At 75.8% G+C, this 17,182-nt stretch carries 15 protein-coding genes; 6 read left to right on the top strand and 9 right to left on the bottom strand.

Annotated features, from left to right (window positions below):
- Both MHY85_RS15215 and MHY85_RS15210 read left to right on the top strand, forming a co-directional pair.
- Positions 1-1,472, top strand: a 1,472-nt coding sequence (locus MHY85_RS15215; protein ID WP_239197755.1) for a sensor histidine kinase, incomplete at its 5' end; no start/stop codon positions are given.
- A complete protein-coding gene (locus MHY85_RS15210) occupies positions 1,469-2,167 on the top strand; it encodes a response regulator transcription factor (RefSeq protein WP_308191397.1) in 699 nt (232 codons plus the stop codon). The genes MHY85_RS15215 and MHY85_RS15210, both read left to right, overlap by 4 nt.
- 12 nt (positions 2,168-2,179) lie before the next feature.
- On the opposite strand, the gene MHY85_RS15205 is transcribed toward MHY85_RS15210, so the two are convergent.
- Complete coding sequence (locus MHY85_RS15205; protein WP_239197753.1) at positions 2,180-3,412, bottom strand: MFS transporter; 1,233 nt, start codon at positions 3,410-3,412, stop codon at positions 2,180-2,182.
- Positions 3,413-3,475: 63 nt separating this feature from the next.
- Between MHY85_RS15205 and MHY85_RS15200 the strand changes: the two genes are divergently transcribed.
- Complete coding sequence (locus MHY85_RS15200) at positions 3,476-3,973, top strand: MarR family winged helix-turn-helix transcriptional regulator (protein WP_239197751.1); 498 nt, start codon at positions 3,476-3,478, stop codon at positions 3,971-3,973.
- Between the two features lie 136 nt (positions 3,974-4,109).
- Complete coding sequence (locus MHY85_RS15195; RefSeq protein WP_239197749.1) at positions 4,110-5,012, top strand: siderophore-interacting protein; 903 nt, start codon at positions 4,110-4,112, stop codon at positions 5,010-5,012.
- 45 nt (positions 5,013-5,057) lie between these two features.
- Here MHY85_RS15195 and MHY85_RS15190 read toward each other — a convergent pair whose 3' ends face one another.
- The 3 genes from MHY85_RS15190 to MHY85_RS15180 form a co-directional block, all read right to left on the bottom strand.
- The gene (locus tag MHY85_RS15190) at positions 5,058-5,357 is read right to left on the bottom strand and encodes a sulfurtransferase TusA family protein (protein WP_239197747.1); all 300 of its coding nucleotides are present in this window, start codon (positions 5,355-5,357) and stop codon (positions 5,058-5,060) included.
- Positions 5,358-5,437: 80 nt separating this feature from the next.
- Positions 5,438-6,259 carry a GAF and ANTAR domain-containing protein gene (locus MHY85_RS15185; RefSeq protein WP_239197745.1) on the bottom strand — a complete coding sequence of 274 codons (822 nt, stop codon included), beginning with the start codon at positions 6,257-6,259 and terminating at the stop codon, positions 5,438-5,440.
- 138 nt (positions 6,260-6,397) lie between these two features.
- Positions 6,398-7,546 (bottom strand): glutathione-independent formaldehyde dehydrogenase, encoded by a 1,149-nt coding sequence (locus tag MHY85_RS15180; protein ID WP_239197743.1) that lies wholly within the window; start codon positions 7,544-7,546, stop codon positions 6,398-6,400.
- 229 nt (positions 7,547-7,775) lie between these two features.
- Between MHY85_RS15180 and MHY85_RS15175 the strand changes: the two genes are divergently transcribed.
- Together MHY85_RS15175 and MHY85_RS15170 are read left to right on the top strand one after the other, a co-directional pair.
- Positions 7,776-9,830: a beta-galactosidase gene (locus MHY85_RS15175; RefSeq protein ID WP_239197741.1), complete on the top strand. Its 2,055-nt coding sequence runs from the start codon at positions 7,776-7,778 to the stop codon at positions 9,828-9,830.
- Between the two features lie 63 nt (positions 9,831-9,893).
- Positions 9,894-10,544, top strand: coding sequence for a TetR/AcrR family transcriptional regulator (locus MHY85_RS15170; protein ID WP_239197739.1), 651 nt, complete (start codon positions 9,894-9,896; stop codon positions 10,542-10,544).
- 13 nt (positions 10,545-10,557) lie between these two features.
- Here the strand turns inward: MHY85_RS15170 and MHY85_RS15165 are convergent, their stop codons facing one another.
- From MHY85_RS15165 to MHY85_RS15145, 5 genes are all read right to left on the bottom strand, one after another.
- Positions 10,558-11,820: an ABC transporter permease gene (locus MHY85_RS15165; protein ID WP_239197737.1), complete on the bottom strand. Its 1,263-nt coding sequence runs from the start codon at positions 11,818-11,820 to the stop codon at positions 10,558-10,560.
- On the bottom strand, positions 11,817-12,560 hold the full coding sequence (locus MHY85_RS15160) for an ABC transporter ATP-binding protein (protein ID WP_374233786.1): 744 nt from the start codon (positions 12,558-12,560) through the stop codon (positions 11,817-11,819). The genes MHY85_RS15165 and MHY85_RS15160 overlap by 4 nt, the downstream gene beginning before the upstream one ends.
- A complete protein-coding gene (locus MHY85_RS15155; protein WP_239197735.1) occupies positions 12,557-14,275 on the bottom strand; it encodes a hypothetical protein in 1,719 nt (572 codons plus the stop codon). The genes MHY85_RS15160 and MHY85_RS15155 overlap by 4 nt, the downstream gene beginning before the upstream one ends.
- 1 nt (position 14,276) lies before the next feature.
- Positions 14,277-15,332, bottom strand: coding sequence for a hypothetical protein (locus MHY85_RS15150; RefSeq protein ID WP_239197733.1), 1,056 nt, complete (start codon positions 15,330-15,332; stop codon positions 14,277-14,279).
- Positions 15,333-15,726: 394 nt separating this feature from the next.
- Positions 15,727-17,182, bottom strand: a 1,456-nt coding sequence (locus tag MHY85_RS15145; RefSeq protein WP_374233784.1) for an MDR family MFS transporter, incomplete at its 5' end; no start/stop codon positions are given.

Raw genomic sequence — 17,182 nt, 5'->3', positions numbered from 1 at the left:
CCCCCGAGCCCGCCCCCGCCGCGTTCACCGAGCTGGACGCCCGGCGGCTCGGCCGCGTGCGCCGGTTCTTCGCCCGGCACCCGGTGGCCTCGGACGTCCTGGTCTGCCTCGTCTACGTGCTCGGCGCGGTCTCGGAGGCCCCGCCCGGCGACGTCACCGGCGTGGTCTCCGGGCTCACCGGCACCACCGCGGCCGTCGTCTCGCTGGTCCTCACCGTCCTGGGGCTGGGCGTGCTGGCCTTCCGGCGCCGGTGGCCGGTGCGGGTCGCCGGCGCGATGGCGGTGCTCGGCGTGCTGCACGTCGTCGTCGCCGGGCACATCGGCGCGTTCCACCTCGGCTTCGCCCTGGCGCTGTACGTGGTCGCCGCGACCCGGCCGCAGCGGGTGAGCTGGATCGTCCTCGGCGCGGCCTCCGCCGCCGTGCTGGCCTCCGTGGTGGTGTGGGGCGGCACCAGCACGCCGGGGCGGGCCACCGTCGTGGTCGACGGGCAGACCGTCCGCCAGGTGCCGCAGTCCGTCGCGGCGTCGGACATCCCGAGCTGGCTGCTGATCGGCCTCGGCGCCCTCGCCGTCGGCGCGAACGTCCGCGCCCGCCGGCTGCACACCCGGTCCATCGTCGAGCGGCACCAGCAGCTGATGGACGCGGGCGAGCAGCACGCCAAGCTCGCCGCCGCCGCCGAGCAGACCCGGATCGCGCGCGAGATGCACGACGTGGTCGCCCACGGCCTCACCGTGATGATCGCCCTGTCCGACGGTGCCCGCGTCGCCGTCCGCCGCTCCCCGGACGACGCGGTGGCAGCCCTGGACCTGCTGTCGGAGACCGGCCGGACCGCCCTCGCCGACATGCGCCGCATGCTCGGCGTCCTGCGCGGCGCCGACGTCCCGCTCGAGCCGCAGCCCGGCTCGCAGGACCTCGAGTCGCTCGTCCAGCAGTTCCGCGCCGCCGGCCTCACCGTGCACCTCACGACCGCGGGGCCGGCGCTGCCTCCCGACGCGGGCCTCGCGCTGACGGTGTACCGCGTCGTGCAGGAGTCGCTGACCAACGCCCTGCGGCACGCCGGCGGCGGCGCCCGGGTCGACGTCCTGGTCCGGCACGGCGCCGGGCGGGTCGGCATCGAGGTCGTCGACGACGGCGGCCTGGCGGGGCCCGTCGCCGACGCCGCGTCCGAGCCCGGCCGGCTGGGCCGGATCGGGGAGCGCCTCGTCGACCGCCGTGCCGACCCGCTCACCGCGCGCACCGACGCCGAGGGCTCCGCGGGTCCCGCCGCCGCCCCCGTCGCCCCGGTCGCGCGCGGGGGCCGGGGCCTGGTCGGCATGCGCGAGCGCGCCGCGGTCTACCGTGGCTCCGTGTCGGCCGGGCCGTACCGCACCGGCTGGCGGGTGCACGTCGAGCTGCGCACCGAGGACCTCGCCGCCGCACCCGCGCGACCCGCGCCGCCCGCACCACCCGCCCCGACCGAGGAGCCCGCGTGACCACCACCCCCGACGGCGCCGCGCCGGCGCCGATCCGCGTCCTGCTGGTCGACGACCAGCCGCTGCTGCGGATGGGCTTCCGGCTGGTGCTGGACGACGAGGACGACCTGACCGTGGTCGGGGAGGCCGGGGACGGCGCGGAGGCACTGCGGCAGATCGCGGCGCTCGACCCCGACGTCGTGCTCATGGACGTCCGGATGCCGGGGACCAACGGCATCGAGGCGACCGAGCGGATCGTCGCCGCCGGGTCACGGTCCCGGGTGCTCATCCTCACGACGTTCGACCTGGACGAGTACGCGTTCGCCGCGCTGCGCGCCGGTGCCAGCGGGTTCCTGCTCAAGGACGCCCGGCCCGCCGAGCTCACCGCCGCCATCCGGGCCGTCGCGACCGGCGACGCCGTCGTCTCCCCGCGGGTCACCCGCCGGATGCTCGAGCTGTTCGCCGAGGAGCTGCCCAGCGAGTCCGCCGCGCCCGCGCGCCGCGGGGACGCCCGGCTCGACGAGCTCACGCACCGCGAGCGCGAGGTGCTCCTCGCGGTCGCCGAGGGGCTGTCGAACGCGGAGGTGGCCGAGCGGCTGTTCCTGTCCGAGGCGACGGTGAAGACCCACGTGGGGCGGATCCTCGCGAAGCTCGGCGTGCGGGACCGGGTGCAGGCCGTGGTGCTCGCGTACGAGTCGGGGCTCGTCGGGCGCTGAGCCCCGGGCCGGTCAGACCTCGCCCAGCGCCTCCTCGGGCGTCCCCTCGACCGCGCGCGCCGCGCGGTCCCACTGCCGGAAGGACAGCCGCTCGCCCACGGCCGCCGCCATGGCGCGGCCCTTCCAGGCGAACGCGACCACGCCGACCAGCAGCACCGCCGCGCCCACCCAGTACGGCGCGGTCGCGCTCACCGGGTGCAGCAGGCCCGCGATCACCGGTGCCGGGGCGGCGAAGCCCCACCGGACCAGGTTGAACGCCGCCGTCGTCGTGCGGCGCTCCGCCCCGCCGAGGCCGAGCGCGAGGTCCGTCAGGTTCGCGTTCGCGATGCCCATGCACACGCCGGCGAGCACCAGCACGACGACGGACTCCGCGGTGCCGGCGCTCGTGGCCAGCAGCACCAGGGCCACGAGCAGCCCCGCGATCGCCACGCCGACCGTGGCCACCGCGCCGATCCGGTGCGCCAGCCGGTGGCCCACCACGAGGATGCCGACGGCCAGGCCGACGCCCCAGGCCGTGAACACCAGGCCGAGCGGGATCACGTCCAGGCCCAGGAACACCGGCGTGTAGCCGAGCACCACGAAGAACACGAAGTTGTAGGCCGCCGTCACCACGCACAGCGTGCGGAACGCCGGGCGGCGGAACGGCTGCCACACGTCGCGCAGGGTCAGCGCCGACGGCGGGTCCTGCGGGTCGCGGAGCCGGGTGACCGACATCGCCAGCGCGACCAGCATGAACACCCCGCACGCGGCGAACGGCACCCGCCAGGAGATCTGGCCGAGCAGGCCGCCGATCAGCGGGCCGACGGCGAACCCGAGGCCCACGCAGGTCTCGAAGAGCTCCACCACCCACTCGCGGTCGGTCGCCAGGGCGACCAGCAGCACCATCGCGGTCGCGAAGAACATCGCGTTGCCCAGGCCCCACAACCCGCGGAGCACCGCCAGCTCGAGGATGTTCCCGGACAGCGCGGCGAGCAGCGCGGCCGCCGCCACCACGGTGACGCCGGTCGCCAGGACCTTGCGGTAGCCGTACCGGCCGGTCGCGATGACCGCCGGGATCATGCCCACCGCCATCACGACCAGGTAGGCGGTGAACAGCAGCTCGATCTGCCAGGTGGAGGCGCCGATCTCCTCCCCGATCACCGGGAGGATCGGGTCGACCACGGCGATGCCGGCGATCGCGAAGAACGCGGTCAGGGCCGTGGCGTAGATGGCGGTCTTGTTCGGTTCGGGGTGCCGGCTGGGCATGCGCGTCCTCGGGAGTCGTCGTCGGGTATGTCTGTACTATACAGGCTTATTGCCCACGGGGACGTGGCAGACTTCCCGGGCCGACCCGAGGACGAGGTGACCATGCAGCCGGACGACTCCCTGCGCACGATCGAGGCCCAGGTGGCCATGCTGCTGCGCCTGTCCGACCGGACCCGCCGCGCCGGCGCCCGCGCCCGCGGCGAGATCGAGCGCTCCGCCTACCTGGTCCTGGGCGTCCTCGCGCAGGACGGGCCGACGAGCGTCAACGCCATCGCCGACGCGCTCCGGCTCGACCCGTCCACCGTCACCCGCCAGGTGCTCGCCATGGAGCAGGCCGGCCAGGTCGTCCGCGCCGCCGACGCCAGCGACGGCCGGGTCACCCTCGTCCGGCCCACCGAGGCCGGGCTCGAGGCCCTCGAGCGGACCCGGGACGTCCGCGCGCGGCTGTACGGCGAGGTGCTCGACCGCTGGTCCGCCGACGACCGCGCCGAGCTCGCGCGGCTGCTCACCCGGCTCAACGAGGACGTCGACACGTGGGGCCGCGCGCACCGCAGCCGGTGAGACGCGCGCCGCACCTGCGTGACGCACCGCGACCCACCACCTACGCTCGACCCGACGCACCGGCCACGCCCCCGGGCCGCGCGTCGTCGCACGCCGACCCGTCCGGCACCTCGAACGACCGGAAGGTGCTACCCGCGTGACCTCGACCGAGTCCCTGACCACCCCGCGCCGCCCACCGCGGACCGCCCTGCGCGCCACCGTGCTGCGCGCCGAGCACCTCACCCCGGCGATGGTCCGGCTCACCCTCGGCGGCCCCGGCATCGCCGGCTTCGCGCCGTCCCCGCACGCCGACTCCTACGTCAAGCTCGTCTTCCTGCCCGGCGTCGGCGCGACCGCCTCGGGCGCGGACGTGCTCGCGGCGTGGACCACCCCCGACGGTCGCGTCGACATGGAGGCCGCCCGGGCCGCCCTGCCGCCCGAGCACCAGCCCCGGATGCGGACCTACACGGTCCGCGGCTTCGACGACCTCGAGCTCACCCTCACCCTGGACCTCGTCGTGCACGGCGCCGACGGCATCGCCGGCCCGTGGGCCGCCACCGCCGCGCCGGGCGACGAGGTCGTCGTCGTCGGCCCGGGCGGCGGCTACTCCCCCGACCTCACCGCCGACCACCACCTGCTCGCCGGCGACGCCTCCGCGCTGCCCGCCGTCGCCGTCGCCCTCGAGCGGCTCGGCGGCGCGGCCTCCGGGCACGCGGTCCTGGAGGTGCACGACCGCGCCGAGGAGCAGGCCCTGCACGTCCCCGACGGCATCGCCCTGCACTGGGTGCACACCGGCGACGCCGCACCGGGCGCGCGGCTCGTCGAGGCCGTCCGCGCCCTGCCGTGGCCCGTCGGGCGGGTGCACGCGTTCGTGCACGGCGAGGCCGGGTCCGTGCGCGAGCTGCGGCGGTACCTGCGCGTCGAGCGCGGGCTCGGCAAGGGCGACCTGTCGATCTCCGGGTACTGGCGGGCCGGCACCGACGACGAGGGCTGGCGCGCGGGCAAGCGCGACTGGCTGCGCGGGATCGAGGACGCCGAGACGGCCGCCGGGCTGGACTGACGCCGCGCGGTCACGGCCGCGGGCCCGGGGCCGGCGCGCGGGGGGTCAGGGGGCCGGCGCGACGTGCCAGGGGCGGTCCGGGTCCGTCGGGCGGGCGTCCGCCGCGACCTCGATCGCGTACGTCGCCGGCGGCGGGCCGTCCGGCACCGGCCCCAGGTAGCGGTGCCCCGTCATCCGGCACCACGCCGGGAGGTCGATCGGCGCGACCGGGTCCGACGTCGTCAAGTGCACCACGGTCCCGGGCGGGAGCTCGCGGGCGCGTGCCCGGAGCAGCACGAGCAGCCGGGCGCAGCCCAGGTCGCCGCCGTCGACGTGCACCGGCTCGGGACCCGCCTCGGACAGCACGCACCGCACTGTACCGACCCGCCGCGCGGCGGGGCGTGCAGCGGGGGTGCCGCCGCGAGCGCCACCGGGCACGACCCGCGTCAGGCGGCGTCCGGGTGCCACCCGCCCGACGGGCGGCCCGCACCGGACCGGCCCCGCGTCGCCACCGGGTGCCCGCCGACCGTGGAACGCCCCGCGGCCGGACCCTCGCCCTCGAGCAGCCCCTCGTCGTCCCGCTGCGCCACCAGCCCGCCACCCGCCGCGGCCCCGGCGACCAGCCCCGCCGCCACCTCGCGCGCGTCCCGGGCGCCGGATGCGGCCTTGAGGTACGCGATCGCCTCGGAGGCGTCGCAGCCGCGCCGGGCCATGACGACGCCGACGGCGCGGTCGAGCACCGCCTGCGAGCGGCTGCTGGCGAGCAGGTCGTCCATGGTGTGCCCGAGCTCGATGATCTCGTCCCGCGCGGCGACCACGGTCGCGATCCCGTGCGCCAGCCCGAGCGCGCGCGGCGTGACGGCGGACCAGTCGGGCGTCTCGGGCGAGTACACGGACAGGTGCACGGTGACGTCCCCGTAGGTGCCGGGCACCACGAGCACCGAGCGGAAGCCCTGGACCTGGCAGGCGTGGCTCCACACCGGCCACCGCTCGTCGGCACCGACCTCCGGGACGACGGCCGGGGCCCCGGTCGCGCGGACGAGGTAGCGCGGCCCGAGCCGGTGCCGGTCCTGCACGGCGTCGCACCGCGCGACACCGACGGACGCGGCGGACAGCCAGCGGTCGCACCCCCGGACGGTGGCGGCGGAGCACGCGGACGCGACGACGCCGAGCGTGCGGGCGGCGTGGTGGGTGAGGGTGTGGATCAACGCGTCGAGCGAGGCGTCGGCGTCGATGCGCACGACCTCGTCGGACCCCCGGGTGGACATGGGTGCGCTCCCCTGACGTGACAGGCGCGCTGCGCGGCGCTGCACAGGGGGCCAGTGTCCGCCCTCCCGGGCGGGAGCGCCACCGGGCGCCGGGACGGTCGGCCGCGCGCGACGCCCTCACGCGGCCGACCGGGCCGCTCAGGCCGCCTGGCCCGGACGCAGCAGCACCTTGGTCCAGCCCTCCTCCCGGTCGTCGAACCGGCGGTAGCCGTCCGGGGCCTGCTCGAGCGGCAGCTCGTGGGAGACGATGAACGACGGCGTGGCCCGCCCGGCGACGATGAGGTCACGCAGCTGGCGGTTGTACCGCATGACCGGCGCCTGGCCGGTGCCCATGTGCTGGCCCTTGGTGAAGAACGTGCCGTAGTCGAACCCGATCCGCCCCTGCTTCGCCCCCTCGTCCGCGGCGCCCGGGTCCTCGGGCATGTACACACCGACCACGCCGATGCCGCCGGTCGCACGCACCGTGGCGACGAGGTTGTCGAGGACCAGCTCGGGGTGCTCGTCCCCGGACGGGTCGTGCGCCTGGTAGCCGACGGCCTCGACGCCGCAGTCGGTGCCGCGGCCGCGGGTGGCGTCCATGATCTGCTCGACGGGGTCGCCGGCGGAGAAGTCGATCCCGATGCCGCCGATGCTCTCGGCGAGCCGCAGCCGGTCGGGCTCCTTGTCGACGACGAAGACGCGGGACGCCCCGCGGATGAGCGCGCTGTGCGCGGCCATGAGCCCGACGGGCCCGGCGCCGTACACCGCGACGTCGTCGCCGGGCTGCATGCGGGCGAGCTCGGTCCCGTGCCAGCCGGTCGGGAAGATGTCGCTCAGCATGGTGAAGTCGTTCTCGTGCTCGGTGCCCTCGGGGAGCTCGAGCAGGTTGACGTCGCCGTAGGGCACCCGGAGGTACTCCGCCTGGCCGCCGTCGTACGGCCCCATGTTCGCGTAGCCGTACGCCGCGCCCACCATGCCCTCGAGCGGGTTGGTCCGCAGGCAGAACGAGGTCCAGCCCTGGAGGCAGTTGCGGCAGGTGCCGCACGCGATGTTGAACGGCACGCTGACCCGGTCGCCGACCTCGATGCGGGTGACGGCGGGGCCGACCTCCTCGACGACGCCCATGTTCTCGTGGCCGAGGACCTTGCCCTCCTCGACCGAGGTGCGTCCCTCGTACATGTGCAGGTCGGACCCGCAGATGTTGGTGGTGGTGATCCGGACGAGCACGTCGGTGGGCTGCTCGATCCGGGCGTCGGGGACCTCGACGACCTCGACCTGCTTCGGACCGCGGTAGACGACTGCGCGCATGCTGGCTTCCCTCCTCCGGCGGCCTCGTGGGCCCGCCCTGGTCGCCGCGCGGAGCCGCGCGGCGGGTCCTGCGATCGTCCGTCTGCCCGGGGCATCCGGCATCCGGGGGCAGACCGCTTGCCGTTACCTACCGATCGGTAGGTAGAGTGGCGGCCGGTCCGACGGCGGACCGGCCGGAGACCGCGCCGCGCGCGCAGGCACCCGGCTTCGCGCGACGGAGGGTGAACCGGTGGACGAGCTCCTGTTCGGTGCGGCGTACTACGACGAGTACATGCCGACGGACCGGATCGAGACGGACGTCGAGATGATGCAGGCGGCCGGGATCACGGTCGTCCGCATCGCCGAGTCGACGTGGAGCACGCTCGAGCCGCAGCCCGGGGTCTTCGACTTCACGCACGTGGACCGCGCGCTGGACGCGTTCGAGGCCGCGGGCATCCACGTGATCGTCGGGACCCCGACGTACGCGGTGCCGGGGTGGCTGGTGCAGTCGCACCCGGACGTGCTGGCGACGACGCGGGCCGGCGAGGGCCGGTACGGCGCGCGGCAGATCATGGACATCACGAACCCGACCTACCTGTTCCACGCGGAGCGGGTCATCCGGGAGCTCATGCGGCACACCGCGCACCGCCGCGGGGTGATCGGGTTCCAGATCGACAACGAGACGAAGTACCACGACACGGCCGGCCCCGCGGTGCAGCGCCGGTTCGTGAAGTACCTGCGCGAGGAGTTCGACGGCGACCTCGCCGCGTTGAACGCCCGCTTCGGCCTCGACTACTGGTCGAACCGGGTGGACGCCTGGGAGGACTTCCCCGATGTGCGCGGGACGATCAACGGGTCGCTGGGCGCGGAGTTCGACACGTTCCGCCGCCGCCTGGTCGAGGAGTTCCTCGCCTGGCAGGCCGGGATCGTGCGCGAGTACGCCCGCGAGGACCAGTGGGTCACGCAGAACTTCGACTTCGACTGGACGCCCGGCTGGTCGTACGGGCTCCAGCCGGCGGTGGACCACTTCAAGGCGGCGCGGACCGTCGACGTCGCGGGCGTGGACATCTACCACCCGACGCAGGACCGGCTGACCGGCAAGGAGATCGCATTCGGCGGCGACATGACCCGCTCGATCAAGGGCGGCGCGAACTACCTGGTGCTGGAGACGCAGGCGCAGGGCCAGCTCGGCTGGCTCCCCTACCCCGGCCAGCTCCGGCTGCAGGCGTACAGCCACCTGGCCAGCGGGGCCGACGGCGTCCTGTACTGGCACTGGCACTCGATCCACCACTCCTTCGAGACCTACTGGCGCGGCCTGCTGTCGCACGACCTGCAGAGCAACCCGACGTACGAGGAGGCCGGCGTCTTCGGCCGCGAGGCGCAGCGGGTCGGCTCGTCGCTCATCCACCTGCGCAAGCACAACCGCGCGGCGATCATGGTGAGCAACGAGGCGCTGACCGCGCTGCGGTGGTTCACGCTCGAGACCGGGTTCATCGACGGGGTGTTCGGGTCCTCGATCGGCTACAACGACGTGCTGCGCTGGGTGTACGACGCGCTGTTCGACCTGAACGTCGAGGTCGACTTCGTGCCCGTCGACGACGAGGACCTGGCCCGGTACGACCTGGTCGTGGTGCCGGTGCTGTACGCGGCGCCGCAGGCGACCGTGGACCGGCTGGACGCGTACGTGCGCGGCGGCGGCCACCTGGTGACGACGTTCCGCACCGCGGTGGCGGACGAGTACGTGCAGGTCTGGCACGACACCGCGCCGCACGGGCTGGCCGAGGTCACGGGCGTGACGTACAACCAGTACACGGTGCCCGGCGACGGGGTGGGGCTGAGGCTGCACGGCGACCTCGCGGCCGCCCCGGGCGCGACCGCGGGCGCGGCGGCGGGGGCGCAGGCGTTCCTCGAGCTGCTGAACCCGCAGGGCGCCGAGGTGCTCGCGTCGTACGACCACCCGGCGTGGGGCCGGTACGCGGCGATCACCCGGAACCGGGTGGGCGACGGGCAGTCGCTGCACCTGGGCACCATGACGTCGCCGGAGCTGCTGCGCGCGGCGCTCGGGCTCGCCGTGCGGGACGCGGGGATCACGGACTGGGCGCAGGACCTGGCCGGCACGGTCGCCGTGCGCCGCGGTACGAACGCCGCGGGGAACGCGCTCACCTACCTGCTGAACTACTCGGCGGAGCCGGTGACGGTGTCCGCGCCGGTCCCCGGGCGGTCGGTGCTGGCGGACGGCGCGGCGGTCGTCGCGGGCGACGCGCTCACGATCGGCGCCTGGGACCTGGTCGTCCTGGAGTCCTGACCCGGGGCGTCCTCGCGCACGGCTAGGGTCGTGCGCGAGACCACCCGGACGGGAGCAGGAGACGTGACGACGCAGCACCAGGACCCGCCGGCCGTGCGCCGCCGGGTGCGCCTGACCCCGGAGCAGCGCCAGGCGCAGATCCTCGAGGCCGCGACCCGCCTCATCGCGCGGCACGGGTTCACCGGCATGGCGCTCGCCGACGTGGCGCAGGAGGTCGGCCTGACCCAGGCGGGCCTCCTGCACCACGTCGGGTCCAAGGAGGGCCTGCTGGAGCTGGTCGTCTCGCAGCTGTACGACCGGCGCGGCACCCCGGACGACTACGTCGCCACGGGCGACCCCTCCGCGACGCACCCGGACGGGATCTCGCTGCCGGGGTACTTCCGGTTCCTCGTCTCCTTCAACGCGGCGCGCCCGGAGCTGCTCCGGCTCTACACCGTGCTGGGCGTGGAGGCGTCGTCGCCCGAGCACCCGGCGCACCGGTACTTCCTCGACCGACCCGACCAGGTCTGGGGGTTCTACCGCGGTTTCACCTGGCGGCTGCCGCCGCAGGTGGGACCGTTCGACGGGCTGCGGGACCTGGTCGAGATGACGATCGAGGCGATGGACGGGCTGCAGATCCGCTCGTTCCGGCTCCCCGCGGTCGACCTGGTGACCGAGTGGGCGAAGTTCGAGCGCGTGCTCTACCCCTCACCCGCCTGGGACGCGTACCGCTGAGCCGCCCCGGGCGTCACACGCCTCCGCGCAGCGCCGCGATGGGTTCGACCCGCGCGGCCTTGAGCGCCGGGTAGACGCCCGCGAGCAGGCCGACCACCCCGCCGCCCGCGGCGGCGACCAGGACGACGCCCAGGTGCAGGATCGGCGTCCAGGACTGCGCGGCGGAGACCGCCACGACGACGGCGACCCCCAGGGACGCGCCCACCATGCCACCGAGCAGCCCGACCGTCGCGGACTCGAGCACGAACTGCGCCGCGATGTCCCGGCGGCGCGCGCCGAGGGCCCGGCGCAGGCCGATCTCCCCGGTCCGCTCCATGACGGACAGCAGGGTCACGTTCGCGATGCCGAGGCCGCCGATCAGCAGGGCGACGCCCCCGAGAGCCAGGAAGATCGTGCTGATGTCGGCCTGCACGTCCGCGCGGACGCCGCCGGAGCCGCCCGGCACCTGCACGGTCACCGTCTCCGGGGTGTTGGGCGACAGGGCGACCGGCAGCTGCTCGCCCACGACGGGCCCCGCGCCGACCGCGATGCGCAGGTGCAGCTCCTCCGGCGCGGCGAGGCCGAAGTCGGCCCGGGCGGTGCCGACGGGCAGGACGACGGCGTCGCGCAGGTCGGTCCGGCGCTGCATGCCGTCGACGATGCCGATGACGGTGTACGAGCGGTCGCCGATGAACACCGACGGCTGCCGGTCGACCCGGGAGACGCCGAGCCGGTCGGCGGCGCGGACGCCGAGGACGACCACGCGGTCCGCCCGGGCGTCGTGCCCCGCGTCGAAGAACCGCCCGGTCACGACCTCGCCGCGCACGGCGTCGAGCAGGTCGCCGGTGCCGGCGAGGACGGCGACGGAGGTGGTGGCGGGCGCCGACGGGTCGTTCACCGGGACGGCGGTGACGGGCGCGCCGTCGACGTCGACCGGGGCGACCAGCCCGGCGGCCTCGACGCCCGCGAGCCGCTCGGCGCGCTCGGCGGCGTCCCACGGCAGCGGCGCGGTGGCCCGCTGGTTCCCGTCCGCGCCGCGGGTGGTGCTCGCGGTCGCCATGGCCTGCGTGGCCGCGACGGCGTCGAACCGGCGGGCGATCTGGCCCGCGGCCGTCTGCGCGAGGCCGACGGTGACGACGACCGAGGCGATGCCCAGGACGGTGCCGAGGATGGTGAGGAACAGCCGGCCGGGCCGGGCGTCGATGCCGGCGGCGGACTCCCGGACCAGGTCGCGGAGGCCGAACCGGTCGCCGCGGGGCGTGCTGCCGCGCGGCGCGGTCAGGACGGGGGCGGTCACGCGAGCTCCGTCAGCCGGCCGTCGGCGATCCGGACCCGGCGCCGGGCGCGGGCGGAGACGACGTCGTCGTGCGTGATGACCACGAGCGTGAGCCCGTCGCCGTGCAGCTCGTCGAACAGGTCGAGCACCTCCGCGGAGTTGTGCGTGTCCAGGTTGCCGGTGGGCTCGTCGGCGAGCAGGACGCCGGGCGACGCGACGACGGCGCGGGCGACGGCGACGCGCTGCCGCTCGCCGCCGGACAGCGTGGTGGGCAGGAACGTCAGCCGGTGGCCGAGGTGCACCCGGTCGAGCGCCGCGAGGGCCCGGGCGCGCCGCTCGGCCCGCGGGACGCCGCTGTACAGCGTGGCGAGCAGGACGTTGTCCAGCACGGTGCGGTGCGGCAGCAGGTGGAACTGCTGGAACACGAAGCCGATCCGGCCGCCGCGCAGCGCGGTGCGCCGGGCCTCGGGGGCCTCGGACGTCGGCTCGCCGTCCAGCAGGTACTCCCCCGACGTCGGCCGGTCGAGCAGGCCGAGCAGGTGCAGCAGGGTCGACTTGCCGGAGCCCGACGGCCCGACGACGGACAGGTAGTCGCCGCGCTCGACGCGCAGGTCGCTCGGGCGCAGGGCGACCACGGGCGGGTCGCCGGGGAACTCCCGGGCGACGCCGCGCAGCTCGACGACGGGCGGGACGCCGCCGGCGCCGTCGCCCTCCCCGCGGATGTCCGCGTCCCGGCCCGCGAGCAGGTCCAGGGCCGTCACGCGTCGGCGTCCTCGTCCGCGTCCGGCTCCCCCGTCGCGGCGTCGGTCGCGCCGCCGGACTGCCCGATGACCACGAGGTCGCCCTCGGTGAGCGTCGCGCCGCCCGCGGCCGTGACCTCGACGTACCCGCCGGCGGCGAGGCCGGTCTCGACCTCGACGAGCGCGGTGCTGTCGTCGTCGCCCATGACCTCGACGCGCGACTCCCCGCCCGGGCCGGCCGTGAGCGCGGCCAGCGGCACCGCGAGGACCGCCCCGCCGGTGGACGACACCGGGATGCTGACCCGCACGTTGCTGCCCTGGAGCGCGGCGACCTGCTCGGGGGTGAGCTCGCCGGGCAGCAGGGTGATCGTGGACCGACCCGCGCCGGCCTCGCCGCCCGAGCCGCCGTCGCCCGAGCCCTCGCCGGACCCGCCGTCGCCCGAGCCGCCCCCGGAGCCGCCGCCGGAGCCCCCGGACGCGCCGGCCGCCTCGATGGCGCTGATGGTGACGGGGAACTCCTGGCCGTCGAGCACCGCGGTGCCCGTCGCGCCGACGGTGAGCAGGGCGGCGTCGGCGCGAGCGGCGGTGGCGACGACCTGCAGGGTCGCGCCGGACACGCTCATGACCGAGCCCTCGACCGTGCCGCCGCGCCGCACGGACACGGCGTCCACCCGGCGGGGCAGGGTCTCGAGGAACACGACCTCGCTCGCGGGCAGGGCCACGACGGTGGCGTCCTGCGCGTCCGCGAGCGCCTCGCGGGCGTCGGCGAGGGCGTCGCGCGCGGCGGTCAGCGACGCGCGCTCCGCGGAGGTGTCGGGCGCGGCGTCGAGCGCGGCGCGGGCCGCGCGGGCGACCTCCACCGCGTCGCGCGCGTCCTCGACCGCCGCCTGGCGGCGCGCCGACTCGCCCGGCGTGCAGGCGTCGGCCGGGCAGCTGTCCAGCTCGACCTGCGCCACGCCGACCGCGCGCTCGGCGGACCGGACCGCCGCGTCGGCCGACGCCACCTCCGACCCGCGCGTCCTCGTGCCCGCGGACGCCAGCGCGCCCTCGGCCGCGCTGACCTCGGCCTGCGCGGACCGCACGGCCCGCTCGGCGTCCGTCACGGCCTGGGCGGCCTCCTCGGACGGGGACGGCGCGGGGTACCCGGCGCGCCGGTACAGCTCGGCCACGCCCTGGGCGGTGGCCCGGTCGTACGCGTCGGAGGTCGCGTCGCCCGCGCCGATGCCCAGCGCGCCGAGCGCGGCCTTGAGCTGCAGCACGTCGGGGCCGGAGACGCCCAGGCTGAGCGTGCGGTAGGTGGGCAGGCCCCCGGGCAGCACGAGGACGGGGCGGCCGGCGACCTCGAGGGCCACGGAGCCGGCGTCGAGCGTCGCACCGACCTCCGGCACCTGGCCGGTCACGACCGCGCGCTCCCCGAGGTCGGCGGTCTCCACCCGCAGGTCGACGGCGTCGTCGAACACGACGTCGCCGCGGACGGTGACGTCGTTGCTCAGCTCGCGGCTCTCCACCGGGACCGTGATCGGCCCGGCGTCGGGCGGCGCGGTCCGTGCGGCGGCCTCCGCGGGGTTGAGCACGAGCCGGGACAGGCCGAGGCCCGCCACCAGGCTGACCACCGCGACGCCCGCGAGGACGACCAGGGTGCGGTTGCCGGAGCGCCAGGACCGCGGGGCCGCCTCCGGGCCCGGACCGGGGGGGCCGTCGGGGTCGGACGGGACGAGGTCGTGCCCAGCGGTCACGTCAGCCCTCCCGCGCGGCGGTCGCGGCGGTGGCCCAGGCCTCGAGCTCGTCGCCGTGCTGGTCCACGAACTCCTGCTGCAGCTCGTGGTCGATCCGCATCCGCTCGGCGGTGTAGTCCACCTGCTCCTGGCACGCGACGTCCGCGACGGCCTGCTTGATCTCCTTCTCGGTGAAGGCCGTCACCGCGGCCTCGTCGACCTCCGGCGCCGGCGGGCCGTCCGGCTGCGCCTCCCAGTCCCAGGACTCCATCTGCGCCTGGTACTCCGGGTCCTCCCAGCCCTGGAGGCCGTTCCACTCGGTGTAGAGGGCGTCCGTCGCGGTGGACACGTCGGTCAGGGAGTCGAAGCCCTCGTCGGCCATGCACGACGCCCAGGCGTTGTCGAGCTCGGCGACCCGCGGGTCCGCCTGGACCGTCTCGTAGAACCGGTTCAGCTCGTCCTGCAGGCCCGCGAACTCATCGGTGGCGCCGCCGCCCTCGTAGACCTCGTGCTGGGCCGCGCCGTAGCAGCCCGCGGTGGTCCAGTCGTACTCCTGCGCCTCGTCGCCGTCGCCCTCGACCGGCGGCCCGTACAGCGCCTCGGACCAGGCGGCGGCCTCGCTCTCGGACATGGCCTCGACGTACTCGGCGTTGGGGTCGACCCACTCCGTCGTCTCGCCGGTGTCCATGTCGCCCCACGGGTCGGTGCTGATGGCGTAGCCGTACTGCTCGGCGAACTCGCGGGTGCCCCACTCGACGTCGAGGTCGTCGGAGCCGATGACCACGCCGCCGTTGTTCTCGGCGGGCGTGTAGTCGAAGCCCTCGTCCGCCATGCAGGCGGCGACCAGCTCCTCGACGCGGCGGTTCTGCCGGTCGGACTCGGCCTGCAGCTCCTCGTCGGTGCGCTCGTCGTCGAGCGGGTAGCCGAAGATGCGGGCCTGGTACTCGTCGAGCGGACCCGGCGTCCACTCCGTCGATGTCGACGACCCGCCGTCACCCCCGCCCCCGGAGCACCCGGCGAGCGCCAGGACCGCGAGCGCGGCCACGGCCGCGGGACGGAGAGGTCGGGAGGAGGTCATCGTGCGGCCCTTCGGTCGGTGACCGCGTCGGCTGCCCCACCGACGCGCGTGCCCAGCATGGCGTGGACGACCCGTCCCGCGTGGGCGTTTCGGGAGATCAGCACGCGTTCGTCAGGCGGCGTGCGTCCACTGGCGCAGACGCTAGCGACGGGGCCGGGACACCCACGTCCACCCGGGGGCGGACGTGGGGGGCGGTCCGGTCCGCCGCGGGGCTGAGGAGGCCGGGCACAGCCGCGGCGGAGCGCGCGCACGGGCCGCGTCCAGGGCGGGTGCAGCGCGGGTGCAGCGCGGGTGCAGCGCCGACGGCACGGGACGGCGACGGCCCCGGCGGAGACGGCGACGGCCCGGGTCCCCACGAGGGGACCCGGGCCGTCGGGCGCGGGCGGCGCCGCCGTCAGTGCATCGCCACCGGGGCGTCCGCGTCGGCCGGCGGCCGCCGGACCAGCAGCGAGGCGCCGAGCGCGACCAGCGCCACGACCGCGCCCCACAGGAACGCCCCGCGCACGCCCGCCGCGGTGGCGGTCAGCGGGTCCGCGCCGGCGGCGAGCCGCGCGGCCGTCGTGGTCGACAGAACGGTGATGAACAGCGCGGTCCCGGCGGCGCCGGCGAGCTGCTGCAGGGTGTTCACGATGGCGCTGCCGTGGCCGTACAGGTCGCGCGGCAGCGAGCCGAGCGCCGAGGTGAACAGCGGCGTGATCATGAACGCCAGGCCGACGCTGAGCAGCGTGTGCACCGCGACGACGGCCCCGGCCGGGGTCCCGGGGTGCAGGGTGGACAGCAGCCACAGCGCGACGGTCAGCGCGAGCACGCCCGGGGTGACCAGCGGCCGCGGGCCGAACCGGTCGAACAGCCGGCCGACGAGCGGCGACAGCGCGCCCATCACCAGGCCGCCGGGGAGCAGCAGCAGTCCGGTCTCGAGCGTGCCGAGCGCCAGGACGTCCTGCAGGAAGATCGGCAGCACGATCAGGGCGCCGAACATCGCCATGAAGCCGACGATCAGCACCAGCGCGGACACGGTGTACGAGCGCCGGGTGAACACCCGCAGGTCCATGAGCGGGCCGTCGTGGGTGCCCTGCAGCCGGATCTGGCGCAGCGCGAACGCCGCGAGGGCCAGCACGCCGACCGCGATCGGGACCCAGGGCGCGACGACGGTGTGCCCGCCGGCGGACTCGCCGATGCTGGACAGGCCGAAGATCAGCGCGCCGAAGCCGACGGCCGACATGACCAGGGACAGCACGTCGAGCCGGTGGTCGGACGGCTCGGTGACGTCCCGGACCTTCCACGCGCCGAGCGCGAGGGCGAGGCCGGCGATCGGCAGCATGACCAGGAAGATCCACCGCCACGACAGCTGCGACAGCACCAGGCCGGAGATGGTCGGGCCGATGGCCGGGGCCACGGAGATGACGATCGAGATCGTGCCCATGGTGCGGCCGCGGATGCTGGGCGGGACCAGGGTGAGCGCGGTCGTCATGAGCAGCGGGAGCATCACCGCGGTGCCGCTCGCCTGGACGACGCGGCCTGCGAGCAGCGCGCCGAAGCCCGGCGCCGCGGCGGCCAGGGCGGTGCCCGCGACGAACAGGGACATCGCGGTGATGAAGATCGGCCGCAGCCGGAACCGGTTCATGATCCAGCCGGTCGCCGGGATGACGACCGCCATGGTGAGCATGAAGCCGGTGGTCAGCCACTGCCCGGTCGCGGCGGTGACGCCCATCTCCTCCATGAGCACCGGCAGGGCGACGCCCATCGCGGTCTCGTTGAGGATGACGGTGAAGCCGGCGACCAGGAGCAGGCCGATGAGGGTGCGGTCCCCGGGGGCGAGCCGGACGGGCGCGGGGGCGGCGGGGCCCGGG

The organism is Cellulomonas sp. ACRRI (genome assembly GCF_022346185.1).
Taxonomy (GTDB): domain Bacteria; phylum Actinomycetota; class Actinomycetes; order Actinomycetales; family Cellulomonadaceae; genus Cellulomonas.
This window is presented reverse-complemented; position numbering and strand designations above follow the sequence as displayed.